Source organism: Nonomuraea sp. NPDC050786 (genome assembly GCF_040654115.1).
Taxonomy (GTDB): domain Bacteria; phylum Actinomycetota; class Actinomycetes; order Streptosporangiales; family Streptosporangiaceae; genus Nonomuraea.
This window is the reverse complement of sequence record NZ_JBFAHJ010000004.1, coordinates 244,624-257,872: the sequence shown is the minus strand read 5'-3', so window position 1 is coordinate 257,872 and position 13,249 is coordinate 244,624. Positions and strand designations below refer to the sequence as shown.

16 protein-coding genes and 1 tRNA gene are annotated in these 13,249 nt (G+C 69.4%); all 17 read left to right on the top strand.

What is annotated here, in order from left to right:
- Positions 1-13: 13 nt before the first annotated feature.
- Positions 14-610: a hypothetical protein gene (locus tag AB0H84_RS11215; RefSeq protein ID WP_357601645.1), complete on the top strand. Its 597-nt coding sequence runs from the start codon at positions 14-16 to the stop codon at positions 608-610.
- Positions 611-613: 3 nt separating this feature from the next.
- A complete protein-coding gene (locus AB0H84_RS11210) occupies positions 614-1,552 on the top strand; it encodes a MazG family protein (protein ID WP_357601642.1) in 939 nt (312 codons plus the stop codon).
- Positions 1,553-1,658: 106 nt separating this feature from the next.
- Positions 1,659-2,936 carry a phosphopyruvate hydratase gene (gene eno, locus AB0H84_RS11205; RefSeq protein WP_357601639.1) on the top strand — a complete coding sequence of 426 codons (1,278 nt, stop codon included), beginning with the start codon at positions 1,659-1,661 and terminating at the stop codon, positions 2,934-2,936.
- 68 nt (positions 2,937-3,004) lie between these two features.
- A complete protein-coding gene (locus AB0H84_RS11200) occupies positions 3,005-3,424 on the top strand; it encodes a septum formation initiator family protein (RefSeq protein ID WP_357601636.1) in 420 nt (139 codons plus the stop codon).
- A 115-nt stretch (positions 3,425-3,539) separates the two neighbouring features.
- Positions 3,540-3,971 carry a DUF501 domain-containing protein gene (locus tag AB0H84_RS11195; RefSeq protein WP_357602032.1) on the top strand — a complete coding sequence of 144 codons (432 nt, stop codon included), beginning with the start codon at positions 3,540-3,542 and terminating at the stop codon, positions 3,969-3,971.
- Positions 3,962-4,909 (top strand): Ppx/GppA phosphatase family protein, encoded by a 948-nt coding sequence (locus AB0H84_RS11190; protein WP_357601633.1) that lies wholly within the window; start codon positions 3,962-3,964, stop codon positions 4,907-4,909. The genes AB0H84_RS11195 and AB0H84_RS11190 overlap by 10 nt, the downstream gene beginning before the upstream one ends.
- Before the next feature lie 172 nt (positions 4,910-5,081).
- Positions 5,082-6,200: a hypothetical protein gene (locus tag AB0H84_RS11185; RefSeq protein ID WP_357601630.1), complete on the top strand. Its 1,119-nt coding sequence runs from the start codon at positions 5,082-5,084 to the stop codon at positions 6,198-6,200.
- A 97-nt stretch (positions 6,201-6,297) separates the two neighbouring features.
- Positions 6,298-6,624 carry a PadR family transcriptional regulator gene (locus AB0H84_RS11180; protein WP_357601628.1) on the top strand — a complete coding sequence of 109 codons (327 nt, stop codon included), beginning with the start codon at positions 6,298-6,300 and terminating at the stop codon, positions 6,622-6,624.
- The gene (locus AB0H84_RS11175) at positions 6,621-7,511 is read left to right on the top strand and encodes a hypothetical protein (protein ID WP_357601625.1); all 891 of its coding nucleotides are present in this window, start codon (positions 6,621-6,623) and stop codon (positions 7,509-7,511) included. Before AB0H84_RS11180 ends, AB0H84_RS11175 begins: the two co-directional genes overlap by 4 nt.
- Positions 7,512-7,529: 18 nt before the next feature.
- Positions 7,530-8,324, top strand: a complete 795-nt coding sequence (locus AB0H84_RS11170; protein ID WP_357601622.1) for a uracil-DNA glycosylase — start codon at positions 7,530-7,532, stop codon at positions 8,322-8,324.
- A 95-nt stretch (positions 8,325-8,419) separates the two neighbouring features.
- Entirely contained in the window at positions 8,420-9,736 is a 1,317-nt protein-coding gene (locus AB0H84_RS11165) for an NAD(P)/FAD-dependent oxidoreductase (RefSeq protein WP_357601619.1), read from the top strand.
- 79 nt (positions 9,737-9,815) lie between these two features.
- Entirely contained in the window at positions 9,816-10,328 is a 513-nt protein-coding gene (locus tag AB0H84_RS11160; RefSeq protein WP_345002185.1) for an ACT domain-containing protein, read from the top strand.
- A complete protein-coding gene (locus AB0H84_RS11155; protein WP_357601616.1) occupies positions 10,325-10,882 on the top strand; it encodes a peptide deformylase in 558 nt (185 codons plus the stop codon). Before AB0H84_RS11160 ends, AB0H84_RS11155 begins: the two co-directional genes overlap by 4 nt.
- Before the next feature lie 49 nt (positions 10,883-10,931).
- A tRNA-Leu gene (locus AB0H84_RS11150) sits at positions 10,932-11,004 on the top strand.
- Positions 11,005-11,524: 520 nt separating this feature from the next.
- Positions 11,525-12,316, top strand: a complete 792-nt coding sequence (locus AB0H84_RS11145) for a Bax inhibitor-1/YccA family protein (protein ID WP_357601614.1) — start codon at positions 11,525-11,527, stop codon at positions 12,314-12,316.
- 170 nt (positions 12,317-12,486) lie between these two features.
- Positions 12,487-12,720 (top strand): DUF4287 domain-containing protein, encoded by a 234-nt coding sequence (locus AB0H84_RS11140; protein ID WP_357601611.1) that lies wholly within the window; start codon positions 12,487-12,489, stop codon positions 12,718-12,720.
- 52 nt (positions 12,721-12,772) lie between these two features.
- Entirely contained in the window at positions 12,773-13,180 is a 408-nt protein-coding gene (locus AB0H84_RS11135) for a PPOX class F420-dependent oxidoreductase (RefSeq protein WP_357601608.1), read from the top strand.
- Positions 13,181-13,249 lie beyond the last annotated feature (69 nt).

Here is a 13,249-nt window from a genome sequence, read left to right as displayed (position 1 = left end):
GAAAGGGACGCACGTGAAGTCGATACGAGTGGCTGTGGCCGCCGCGGCGGTGGGCATCGCCCTGACCGCCTGCTCCTCCCCCATGCAGGCCGGGGCCGCGGCCGTGGTGGGGAACGAGCGCATCTCGACGAGCCAGCTCACCGCGGACGCGGAGGCGTACAAGGTCTCGTTGAAGAGGAACAACCTGGACGAGACGGCGCTCGGCGTGCCGGTCACCCAGTACGTGCTGCAGCGGCTGGCCGACATCAGCGCGGCCAGGCAGTTCATGGCCCGCCGCAACGTGCAGGTGACCGACAAGGAGATCGACGCCAAGCTCCAGGACCCGGGCCAGTACCAGAGCCCCGAGATCAACCTGCTGGCCCTGGGTGTCGCGCCGACCTACGCCCGCGAATACGCGCGCACGGCCGTCGGCATGGCCAAGCTGCAGCAGGCGGCCGGCCAGGGCGGCACGGACCAGCTGCGCAAGGAGTTCGCCACGATCAAGACGACGTTCAGCCCCCGCTTCGGCGTGGTCAACACGTCGCCGTCGCAGGAGAACCCGGCGCTGTTCATCGACGCGGGCCGGTTCGGCAAGGCCGCTTCCCAGCAGGCGCAGCAGCAGCGGGGCTGAGCCGTGCCGCTGATCGTCGTCACCACCTCGCCCAGGGTCGCGCCGGGCCTGCTGAGCCACCAGGCCTGGCAGGCGCTGCGCTCCGGGCCGGTGCTGACCGGCTCGGCCGCGCATCCGCAGCTCCCGTACCTGGAGGAGGCGGGGGTCGCGGTCGAGGTCGTGGAGCCCGACCCGCGGGGGCTGGCCGTGCGGGCGGTCGGCGAGACCGTCGTGTGGCTGGCGTCGACGTCCGAGAAGGACTCCGAGGACTTCATGCGCGCGGTGGGGCACGCCGCGATCGCGCTCGAGGAGCCGCCGCTGGTCGAGGTCGTGCCGGGCTCGTACGACCTGCCGGGGGCGCGGGTGCTCGACCTGGTGGCGGTGATGGACCGGCTGCGCACCGAGTGCCCGTGGGACCGTAAGCAGACGCACGAGTCGCTGGTGCCGTACCTGCTCGAAGAGGCCTACGAGGTGCTGGAGACCATCGAGCAGGGCGACTATGCGGCGCTCCGCGAGGAGCTGGGGGATCTGCTGCTGCAGGTGGTCTTCCACGCGCGGGTGGCCGACGGTTTCGACATGGACGACGTGGCGGCCGGGATCGTGGAGAAGCTCGTACGCCGCCACCCCCATGTCTTCGGCTCCGTGCGGGCGGAGAGCGCCGACGAGGTCAACGACAACTGGGAGGCGATCAAGGCGGCCGAGCGGGCGGCCAAGGGGCGCGAGTCCGTGCTCGAGGGCGTGCCCATGGGGCAGCCCGCGCTGTCACTGGCCGCCCAGCTGCTGCGCCGCGCCTCCCGCGCCGGCGCGCCCGACTCGCTGGCGGCCGCCGTGGGTCAGGGCGTGGCGCGCGAGCTCTTCGACCTGGTCCGCCGGGCCGCGGACGCCGGCCTGGACGCCGAGGCCGAGCTCCGGGCCGCGGCCCGCGCGTACCGCGACCGCGTCCACGCCTGGGAATCCGCCTGACCCGTCGCGGGGCCACCGGGGCACGGGCGTGACCGTGCGGTGTGGCGTACGGACGTACCGATAGGCTCTGATGGCATATTGCCTTTCCGATTTAGGAGCGCATCCCGTGGCTACCATCGAGGTCGTATACGCCCGCGAGATCCTCGACTCCCGAGGCAACCCCACGGTCGAGGTCGAGGTCGTGCTCGACGACGGCAGCACCGGCCGCGCGGCCGTGCCCAGCGGGGCGTCCACCGGCCAGTTCGAGGCGGTCGAGCTGCGTGACGGCGGCAAGCGCTACGGCGGCAAGGGCGTGGAGAAGGCCGTCCTGGCCGTGACCGACGAGATCTTCGAGGAGATCAACGGCGTCGAGGCCGAGGACCAGCGGATCATCGACCAGATCATGATCGACCTGGACCGCACGCCCAACAAGGCCAAGCTCGGCGCCAATGCCATCCTCGGCGTGTCGCTGGCCGTCGCCAAGGCCGCCGCCGACAGCGCCGACCTGCCGCTCTTCCGCTACGTCGGCGGGCCCAACGCCCACGTGCTGCCCGTGCCGATGATGAACATCCTCAACGGCGGCGCCCACGCCGACACCAACGTCGACATCCAGGAGTTCATGATCGCGCCGATCGGGGCGGAGTCGTTCCGCGAGGCCGTGCGCATGGGCACCGAGGTCTACCACGCGCTCAAGAGCGTGCTCAAGGAGAAGGGCTACGCCACGGGCCTGGGCGACGAGGGCGGGTTCGCGCCCAACCTGCCGTCCAACCGCGACGCGCTCGACCTCATCCTGGTCGCCATCGAGCGGGCCGGCTACGTGCCGGGCGACGACATCGCGCTGGCGCTCGACGTGGCCGCCTCCGAGTTCCACAAGGACGGCGTCTACACGATCGACGGCAAGGGCCTGTCGGCGCAGGAGCTGATCGCGTTCTACGAGGACCTGGTCGCCAACTACCCGCTGGTCTCCATCGAGGACCCGCTCGACGAGGAGGACTGGGCCGGCTGGAAGGCCATCACCGAGGCGCTCGGCGACAAGGTGCAGCTCGTCGGCGACGACCTGTTCGTCACCAACCCGGAGCGGCTCGAGCGCGGCATCAAGGAGGGCACCGCCAACGCCCTGCTGGTCAAGGTCAACCAGATCGGCACGCTGTCGGAGACGCTCGACGCCGTGGACCTCGCCCACCGCAGCGGCTACCGCTGCATGATGAGCCACCGCTCCGGCGAGACCGAGGACACGACGATCGCCGACCTGGCGGTGGCGGTCAACTGCGGCCAGATCAAGACCGGGGCCCCGGCCCGCTCCGACCGCGTGGCGAAGTACAACCAGCTGCTGCGCATCGAGGAGCTCCTGGACGACGCCGCCCGTTACGCGGGTCGCGCCGCGTTCCCGCGTTTCCGGCGCTAGTTTCGAGTACGGCTCGCGGTCCGGCGCTGTCTCACCGCGAGCCTCGTACTTGAGGGGGTTCAGAGCACGTGGCGAAAAGACCGCAGCTGACCGGGCGGGCCGCCATCCTGGCCATCGTGGTGTGCGCGATCGCGATGAGCCTGGCCTACCCCGTGCGCGAGTACATCAGCCTGCGCCGCAGCATCGCCGAGCTCCGGGCGGAGAAGGCCAGGGTCGAGGCGGAGAAGCAGGCGCTGCTGGAGCGCGACCGGCAGACCAACGATCCCAACTGGATCAAGAAGACGGCCAAGGAACGGCTGTTCTACTGCGGGCCCGGAGAGAAGTGCTTCGTGGTGATGGAGCGCCAGCAGCCCAAGCAGCAGACGGCCGTGCAGCAGCAACCGGCCGCGCCGCCGTGGTACCAGACGCTCTGGGAGTCGGTGGAGGCCGCCGACCAGGGCACGGGGCGGCGGGCCGTGACAGGGAAGGAAAGCGTTGGACAGCCTTGAGCGCAGGAGCTCGGCCCGAGAGAGCGAGGGACGAGCCAACGAGGGCCGAAGCGGGCGCGACCATGAGCGCGACGTCGAGGCAGTACGACGGCAGCTCGGGCGCCCGCCCAGGGGGTTGCGCGCGGTGGCGCACCGCTGCCCGTGCGGCAACCCCGACGTGGTGGAGACCGCGCCGCGGCTGCCCGACGGCTCGCCGTTCCCGACCCTCTACTACCTGACCTGTCCCAAGGCGGCCTCGGCCATCGGCACGCTCGAAGGCTCGGGACTGATGCGGGAGATGCAGGCCAGGCTAACCACCGATCCCGAGCTGGCCGCCGACTACCGGGCGGCGCACGACGACTACGTCGCCAGGCGCGACGAGGCCGCACAGGAGCAGGGCCTCGAGCCGCTGCCGCGCGACATGCAGAGCACCGGCGGCATGCCGCTGCGGGTCAAGTGCCTGCACGCGCTCGTCGCGCACGAGCTGGCGGTGCCCGGCGCGAACCCCTTCGGCAGGGAGGCGCTCGAGGCGCTTCCCGATTGGTGGAGTGACGGACCATGCGTGTAGCCGCCGTCGACTGCGGCACCAACTCCGTACGCCTGCTCGTCGCCGACGTGGGCGACGACCTCATCGACGACGTCGAGCGGCGCATGGAGATCGTACGCCTCGGCCAGGGTGTCGACAGGACCGGCAGGCTGGCCCCCGACGCCCTGGACCGCACGTTCAAGGCCATGCGCGCCTACCGCGAGCTGATCGACCGGCACGGCGCCACCCGGACCCGCGTGGTCGCCACGAGCGCGACCAGGGACGCGGCCAACCGGCAGGAGTTCGTGGACGGGGTCCGCGAGATCTTCGGGGTCGAGCCGGAGGTGGTGTCGGGATCCGAGGAGGCCGAGCTCTCCTTCGCCGGCGCGACCAAGGGCCTGATACGGCTGTCGCCGGAGACCGAGCTGCCGCAGGGGCCGATGCCCCCGTACCTGGTGGTGGACATCGGGGGCGGGTCCACCGAGTTCGTGGTCGGCTCCGAGCACGCCGAGGCGGCGCTGTCGGTGGACATCGGCTGCGTACGCCTGACCGAGCGGCACCTCAAGGACGCCGGAGACCCGCCTTCCGCGCCGGCCCTGGAGGCCGTGGTGGCCGACATCGAGGCGGCGCTCGACCGGGTCGAGGCGGAGGTGCCCGTCCATCAGGCCCGCACGCTGGTGGGCCTGGCGGGATCGGTGACGACGGTCGCGGGTATGGCGCTCGGCCTGCCCGCCTACGATTCGGAGCGGATTCACCACTCCCGGATTTCCGCCGAAGAGGTTCACGAGGTGACGCGGCGGCTGCTCGCGATGACCCATGGTGAGCGTGCCGAGGTGGCGGTCATGCATCCGGGAAGAGTCGATGTGATTGGCGCGGGGGCGCTAATACTTGACCGGATCGTACGCCGTTTCGCGTTTTCCCAGGTCGTGGTTAGCGAACACGACATCCTCGACGGCATTGCATGGACAATCGCCCGATAGCTGAAGAAATCCGGACATTTCCGGTACATGTCATGAGTTGAGTGTGCAATCAGTATTGTGATTAGGTAAAGAGGCATTACGGGGGCTTTGCCATATAGCTGTGCACGAAAGGTGACAGCGTGGCGACCGTTCCCGAGCGCGTACCTTCCCTCACGGAATGGAGCACTCTCACATGAAGTCTGTTGGGTTAGCACGCAGGTTGGCGGCGGTCGGCGCGTCCGCCGCGGTGCTGGCCGCCATGGCAGCGGGCCTGGTCGCCGGCCCCGCCCAGGCGGCGACGAAGGCCAAGCCCAAGGTCTCGGTGGCGACGCCGTACGCGTCGGACCGGAACTACGAGGGATCCTGCCCGGTCACGGTCAGCTTCGCGGCCAGGATCAAGGTCACGGTCAAGGGCAAGACCAAGGTGGCCTACCGCTGGCTCCACGGTGACGGGTCCAAGGGCAAGATCAAGTCGATCACGCTCAAGGGCAAGGGCACCAAGTCGGTGACGGTCCGGCAGTCCATCACCTTCAGCGAGGACGTCCGGGGCTGGGAGGCCGTCCAGGTCCTCGGTCCGCGGAAGGTCACCTCCGGCAAGGGCTACTTCTCCGTCTCCTGCCAGGAGCCGAAGGAGGTGCGCTCGCACCTCGACCCGAAGGTGTCGGCGCGCGCGTGGGCCAGCCCCGACTCGTACACCGGCCCCTGCACCCCCGGCGACAAGATCGACTTCGTCGGTCTGATCAACTCCGACACCCCGGCGTGGGTGCGTTACCGCTGGATCCTCAACGGTGACGTGGTCGACTACGGCAAGGTCCGGGTCTACGACTCGCGCAAGGTCTACCTCGGCATCTCGCCGCGTCACAGCCAGCGCGGCTGGGCGCAGCTGGAGGTCCTGAGCCCCGACGCCACCTCCTCCAACCGGGCCTACTACCGGGTCTGGTGCAAGGACGAGGCTCCGGACGCCAGGGTCACCGCCTCCGCCTCGGTGTCGACCACCTCGGCCTGCACGCTCAACGCTCTGGGCACCATCACCTCCACCGGCCGCGCCCGGGTCTCCTGGAACTGGTCGCTGAACGGCAAGACGGTCTCCAGCGGCGCCGAGTACTTCGGCTGGGACGGCGGCACGAAGAGCGTCGACTCGTTCTCCAAGGCACTGAGCGGCGACGACGCCAAGGGCGGCACCGTGACGCTGACGGTCACGGGTCCGGACAACAGCGCCACGATCACCAAGTCGTACGCGCCGTGCTCGACCCCGACCCCGACCCCGACTCCGACCCCGACTCCCACGCCCACCAGCTCCACCTCGGCGTGAACGAGGTCGCATGACTGACTGAGAACCGGGCGGCTCCCTCGGGCGCCGCCCGGTTTCTTGTTGCCACTACTTCGCTTTGCACAGTAGTGTTCCAACCGTGGATCACAGCCAGCTTCTCAAGGGTGTGCTCGACCTCGCCGTGCTCGCCGTGCTCAACGAGCGCGACGGCTACGGATACGACGTGCTGCGCCGCCTCAGGGAGGCCGGTCTGGAAGAGGTGGGCGACGCCTCGGTCTACGGCACGTTGCGGCGCCTGTTCAAGGCCGGGGCGCTGACGTCGTACGTGGTGGCCTCCGACGAGGGGCCGCACCGCAAGTACTACGGGCTCAACGAGGTGGGCAGGGGCATGTACGCCGAGTCCGCCAAGACCTGGGCCTCTTTCTCCGCCACCATGGCATCCCTGCTCAAGGAGGGACAAGCATGACCCCCGACCAGTATGCGCAGGCCGTACGGGATGCCCTCGCCGACCATCCCGATCGGGAGGAGCTGCTCGAAGACCTCGACGACCACCTGGCCGAGATCGCGGCGGAGTCGGATCTGCCGCTGGAGCACCGGCTCGGGCGGCCGGAGGTCTACGCGGAGGAGCTGGCGGCCGCGTACGGAGAGCGGCCTCAGAGCCGCCGTAGGCGCCGTCCCGACCCTCGGGCGTGGGCGCTGGGCGCGCACACCAGGCTGATGGGCCAGGGGCCGTACCGGAGCCTTGTGGGCTTCCTGCCGGAGCTGCGCCCCGGATGGTGGGTGCTGCGCGGCTACCTGCTGGCCATGCTGCTGCTGGCGGCGACCGGCGACGGCGGGCTCGTCCCGCCGAACCTCGCCGGCTGGGCACTGGCCGCGGCGGGCGTGTGGGCCTCGGTCTGGCTCGGCAGGCGGCGCAGGGGACGGCTGGGCATGGCTCTCATGGCGGCGCTCAACCTGGTGGCGGCGCTGACGCTGTTCGCCGGGCTGGTCTCGGCCGCCGACCACGGCGCGGAACAGCAGCCCGTCGCCATGGCTGAGTCACCGCCGGCGGTGTGGGTGGACCCGGCGTCGTCGAGCGAGGGCGTCTACAACATCAAGCCGTACGCCAAGGACGGCATCCCGCTGAGCGACGTCTACCTCTACGACCAGGACGGCAAGCCGCTGACCACCAGCCCCGAGGACTACGGCTACACGGTCGACCGGTCGTGCGGCGAGCCCATACTCAACCGCTACCCGCTGCCGCTGATCAACCAGGACGAGGCGGTCGATCAGGGTGCCGCCGCGCAGAAGAGCGCCTGCCCGACCCCGACCCCGACGCCCAGCCCGGCACCCAGTCAGAAGCAGGGCAGGTGATCGGGCACCATCGGTGTCATGAGCTTCGTACCTCCTGGCACCGGCTGGCCCGAGGATCCGGCGACCGCTGACACCCCGGTCGCGCTCGACCCCGCGGACGTGCGCCGCCTCGCCGCCACCAGCGGCACCCTCGCGGAGCTCACGGCCGGCCAGTCCGTCTGCCGTGCCTGCCCCCGCCTGGTGGAATGGCGCGAGCAGGTCGCCGAGGTGAAGCGGCGCGCGTTCGCGGACCAGACGTACTGGGGCCGTCCGGTCCCCGGCTGGGGTGACGAGCAGCCGCGGATCCTGATCGTCGGGCTGGCCCCGGCCGCGCACGGCGGCAACAGGACCGGGCGTATCTTCACCGGTGACCGCAGCGGCGACTGGCTGTTCGCCTCGCTGCACCGCACCGGGCTGGCCGCGCGGGAGACCAGCACGCACGCGGGGGACGGGCAGGAGCTCATCGGGGCGCGGGTGCTGGCGTCGGTGCGCTGCGCGCCGCCCGCGAACAAGCCGACGCCCTCGGAGAAGGCCGCGTGCTTCCCGTGGATGGCGCGCGAGGTGCGGCTCGTCGCGCCGTACGTGCGGGTGGTGGTGGCGCTCGGCGGCTACGCCTGGCAGGCCGTGTGGCCCGCGCTCAAGGACGCCGGTTACGAGCTGCCGCGCAGCAGGCCGCCGTTCGGGCACGGCGCCGAGGTCGAGGTCCGGTACGCGGGGGCGCCGGTCACGCTCCTGGGCTGCTACCACCCCAGCCAGCAGAACACCTTCACCGGCCGCGTCACCGCCCAGATGCTGGACGACGTCTTCACCAAGGCCAGGTCACTGGCTGTGTGACGCGTTGCACCACCCCCGGGTTGGATTCATCAAGCGCGCTTGACGTAAGCTTGTGAATGCTTTCACAAGCACTCCACGAGGGATGGGGCCTCAGGATGAACAAGCACATCTTGATCGTCGGCGGTGGATACGTCGGCCTGTACACAGCGCTCCGGCTGCAGCGCAAACTCCATCGGGAGCTGCGCGGCGGCGAGGCACGCATCACGATCATCGACCCCCAGTCCTACATGACCTACCAGCCCTTCTTGCCTGAGGCGGCCGCGGGTAACCTCTCGCCCCGGCACATGGTGGCGCCGCTGCGGCGGATCCTGCCCCAGGTGCAGATCCTCAACGGCACGGTCACCAAGATCAACCACTCCGAGCGCACCGTCACGTTCCAGCCGGCCGAGGGCGCGCCGCGCCAGGTCTCCTACGACGTGATCGTGATGGCCGCCGGATCGATCTCGCGCACGCTGCCCATCCCCGGCCTCACCGACATCGGCATCGGCTTCAAGACCGTGGGCGAGGCCATCGCGCTGCGCAACCGCGTGCTCTACCTGCTCGACCTGGCGGAGTCGACCGACGACCCGGAGGTGCGGCGCAGGGCGCTCACGTTCGTGGTGGTCGGGGCCGGCTTCGCGGGCGTCGAGGCGCTCGCCGAGCTCGAGGACATGGCCAAGCACTCCACGCGCTACTACCGCAACATCAAGCCGTCGAACATCCGCTGGGTGCTCGTGGAGGCCACCAACCGGGTGCTGCCCGAGGTCGGCCCCGAGATGGGCAAGTGGACGCTGGAGCAGCTGCGCGAGCGCGGCATCGAGGTCAAGCTCGAGACCCGGCTGGAGTCCTGCGTCGGCGGACGCGTGATCCTCTCGGACGGCTCGGAGTTCGACGCGGAGACCCTCGTGTGGACCGCGGGCGTCAAGCCCAGCCCCGTTGTGAACGACAGCGACCTGCCGCTCGACGAGCGCGGCCGGGTCAAGGCCACCGCCATGCTCACGGTCGCCGGCGCCCCCGGCGCCTTCGCGGCCGGAGACGCCGCCGGTGTGCCCGACGTGACGAACCCCGGCCAGTTCTGCGCCCCGAACGCCCAGCACGCCGTCCGGCAGGCCAAGGTGCTGGCCGACAACATCGTCCGTCACCTGCGCGGACAGCAACTGGTCGAATACCGCCACAAGTATGTCGGATCGGTGGCCGGATTGGGCCTTCACCAAGGCGTCGCCAATGTCTATGGCGTCAAGCTTCGCGGATTCCCTGCATGGTTCATGCACCGCACTTACCATCTGTCGCGGGTGCCGACGCTGAACCGCAAGGTACGTGTCGTCGTCGATTGGACCCTGGCCCTGTTCTTCAAGCGGGAGACGATCTCGCTGGGTGAGATGGAGCACCCGCGTGAGGACTTCAGGGCCGCGGTCGCCACGACCCGCCGCTAGCCCACGCAAGGCAGCGCCCCGGCGAGCCTCGCCGGGGCGTTTTCGGCACCCCTGGTCGCAAGCGGAAGGGGTACCACGGGTGGGGCTCTCAGCGGTGACCGTGCTCGGCGTCGACCGGCCCGGCGTGATCGCCGCAGTCACCGGTTCGCTCGCCGACTGCGGAGCGAACATCCAGGACTCGACGATGACGTTGCTCGGTGGCCACGTGGCGATGATGCTGCTGGTGTCGGGCGACTTGGACTCCGCCGAACTCCTGAAACGTCTGTGCGCGCCCGACCTCGTGGTGACCGCGTCCGCCATCGAGGCCCAGCGTCACTTCTGCGAGGAGGGAGGCGGTCTCGGCTATGTGCTGACCGTGCACGGACCTGACCGGCCGGGGATCATCTCGGCCATCAGCGCCGTGCTGGCCGAGGACGGCGGCAACATCACCGGGATGAGCACCAGGCTCACCGGCCGGCTGTACGTGCTGATCGCCGACGTCGAGCTGCCGAAGGAGGTGGACGTGGCGGCGCTCATGCGCAGGCTGGCGGCCGTCGGCGCCTGCCTGGACTCGGAGATAACCTTCCGGCCCGTCGAACCGGATCTGTTGTGAATGCGAGGGGCGGCCCGCTCCGGGCGGTGGTCGGCGGCCGCAAGGGGACCCCGCGCGAGATACTGGACGCCCCTCATCCTCTCCTGTCCGCGACGACCGAGCCGGTCGATCCGACCGCCCCCGAGGTCGTGGCCGCCGCCGCCGACCTCCTCGCGACTCTGCGCCGGGAGACCTCCACGCCCGGCCTGGCGGCCCCTCAGATCGGCCTCAGCTGGCGCCTGATCGCCTTTGACACCCGGCTGCACCCCAGAACCCGTTCGTGGGCCGGGGAGCTCGTCCTGGCCAATCCACGGCTCGCCAGCGCCTCCCATTGGGACCCCGGGCGGGAGGGGTGCGCGTCCATCCCGGGGCTCACGGCAGACGTTCCCCGTGCGAGCCGCATCACCGTACATGCGCATTTGCCAGGTACGGGCGAGCCCGTCACCATCGAAGCGGATGCCCTCGAAGCCCGCTGCATTCAGCACCAACTGGACCATCTGGACGGCCTACTCATCTTGGACAGAGTGCCTGGAGCTCTATCACTTCACCGCAGACTTCACAGTTGTGACTCTTGATGCGAAGTTGTGCTCCTCGGAACCATGGTCTGTTTCGTATGATTGCGGCGCCCCCGTAGCCCAATGGCAGAGGCAAACCCCTTAAAAGGGTTGACGTGCGGGTTCGAATCCCGCCGGGGGCACTTGCCGTCTTCACCGCCTTTGGGTCCCTGACCTGGAGGTTTACCGCGATCGTCGGACGGCCTCGCCGCGGCCGATATCGAGTTGTTATGCGGCCGGCCGCTCAAGGGCCGCAACGCCCCTGCCGGCAGGGGTTCCCGCCGTCCCCGCCGTGCCGGTCGAACCGCTCGCGGACGGGGTGAGTAAGCTCATGTGGGCGTCGTTTGCTTTTCGCCTCTGACCATATTGACAGGGCGCGGTTTTTCTGCCTCTTCCGGCTTCTCCGGGGACGTTTCTTTCTGTGAATGCTTGACTACAGCATTACTGCCGGTCTTTTCGCGCGGACGGACAGTAAAAGGCGCTCGTTGTCAGATCGCCCGTGGCGGGGCCTGGATGATCTTGGAACTGCCCCGATGACCTTGGGAACTCGGCGGTGGGGCCGTTCGTTGACTCCCTGCCGAAGTCCCAAATGAACATCGATCTGACACGCCAGTGACCAAGGTGCCGCTGCGCCCCGTAGGCTCGGCGTCACAGGAGGCAGCGATGGAGAGCAAGAACCCCGTTTTCAGCAGGTCGCGGCAGCAGGCCGCGGGCTGGGCCGGGCCGACACCGTCACCCAGCCAGTTGCAGAACATGTACGACGCTCCGTCGTACGCGACCCCCACCCGGCCCGCGTACCGCACCATGACACTTGACGACGTCGTCGTGCGCGGGTTCCTCACCCTCGGGGTGCTCGTCGTGGCCGCGGCCGCGGCGTGGATCCTCAACGTCCCGCCCATGGTCGCCGTCGGCGCCGCCATCGTCGCACTGATCCTGGGGCTGATCGCCTCGTTCACGCAGAGCACCAACCCGGCGCTCATTCTGGCGTACGCCGCCTTCGAGGGCGTGTTCCTCGGCAAGATCAGTGCCGTCTTCGAGGGCGCCATCAGCGGCATCGTGCTGCAGGCCGTGCTCGGCACGGCGTTCGCGTTCGGCGCGGTGCTGACGGTCTACTCGTTGCGCGTCATCCGCGTCACGCCCAAGCTGGTGAAGTTCGGCCTCGCGGCGGGCATCGCGGCGCTCGGGCTGCTGCTGGTCAACATGATCGTCGGCCTGTTCGCCGACGGCGGCCTCGGCCTGCGCACCGACAGCCCGATCGGCTGGGCGTTCAGCATCGTCATGATCCTGATCGGCTGCTTCTTCCTGCTGCTCGACTTCGACTCGATCGAGCAGGGCGTCCGTCAGGGCGCGCCGGAGAAGTTCGCCTGGCAGTGCGCGTTCGGCCTGACGCTGAGCCTGGTCTGGATCTACCTCGAGGTGCTCCGCTTCGTCAGCTATTTCACGAGCAGCGACTGATCGTTCACCTCCGCGTAACCACCGAGGGCCTCGCCGTTCCGGCGGGGCCCTTTGCCGTACGCGACCGAAAATCTACGTGCCGTCACAAAATGATGCCTGGTTGGGGGGTTGCCATTCGGGCGTGATTGTTGCAGTGTCGAGACCAAGGACCGTTATCCGCGGAGGTGCCCATGTCCTTGAACCACTCACCGGAGACGCAGACAAAGCTCATCGCCAGGGTCCCATCCATCACGGGACGCGAACTCCCAGAGTGGTTCCAAGCCATCGACAACGGCCCGTCTTTCCTGAGATGCGACGAACGGGCCAACTGGCTCGCCGACGAGCACGGGCTGTCCCACGGCTACGCCGCCGCGATCGTGCACGAGCACGAGCGGCACCGCCGTAACCGCATGGGCTTCATCTAAGCCCATCCATCCCGCGCCCGTGCTCCCAGCGCGGGCGCGTCATCATGGCTGGATGGATCTCGACAAGGCACTCGCCTTCCTCCGCACCAACCACCACGCCGTCCTCCTCACCAGGCATCGCGATGGGCGCCCGCAGATGTCGCCGGTGACCGCGGGGGTGGCGGGTGACCAGATCATCATCAGCACCCGCGAAACGGCCGTGAAGGCCCGTAACGCCCGCCGCGACCCGAACGTCTCGCTCTGCGTCTTCACGGACGGCTTCTACGGCGACTGGATCCAGGTGGACGGCACGGCCGACCTCCTGTCGCTCCCGGAGGCCATGGACGGGCTGATCTCGTACTATCGGGACATCTCAGGCGAGCACCCGGACTGGGACGACTACCGCGCCGCCATGATCCGCGACCGCCGCCTCCTCCTCCGCATCACCCCCACCCACGCCGGCCCGGACTTCCGCGGCTGACTCCCGCCCGGCGGGGTGCCGGGCAGTCGGGACGCGGGCGCACGGCGGTGGATCGGCGCCGCGCGCACC

Bases quoted from the DNA above. Each gene is read 5' to 3' on its own strand.
- AB0H84_RS11175 (WP_357601625.1), top strand. From the start codon at position 6,621: ATGACCCCCGACCAGTATGCGCAGGCCGTACGGGATGCCCTCGCCGAC.
- AB0H84_RS11135 (WP_357601608.1), top strand. From the start codon at position 12,773: ATGGATCTCGACAAGGCACTCGCCTTCCTCCGCACCAACCACCACGCC.
- AB0H84_RS11165 (WP_357601619.1), top strand. From the start codon at position 8,420: ATGAACAAGCACATCTTGATCGTCGGCGGTGGATACGTCGGCCTGTAC.
- AB0H84_RS11185 (WP_357601630.1), top strand. From the start codon at position 5,082: ATGAAGTCTGTTGGGTTAGCACGCAGGTTGGCGGCGGTCGGCGCGTCC.
- AB0H84_RS11140 (WP_357601611.1), top strand. From the start codon at position 12,487: ATGTCCTTGAACCACTCACCGGAGACGCAGACAAAGCTCATCGCCAGG.
- AB0H84_RS11145 (WP_357601614.1), top strand. From the start codon at position 11,525: ATGGAGAGCAAGAACCCCGTTTTCAGCAGGTCGCGGCAGCAGGCCGCG.
- AB0H84_RS11190 (WP_357601633.1), top strand. From the start codon at position 3,962: ATGCGTGTAGCCGCCGTCGACTGCGGCACCAACTCCGTACGCCTGCTC.
- AB0H84_RS11170 (WP_357601622.1), top strand. From the start codon at position 7,530: ATGAGCTTCGTACCTCCTGGCACCGGCTGGCCCGAGGATCCGGCGACC.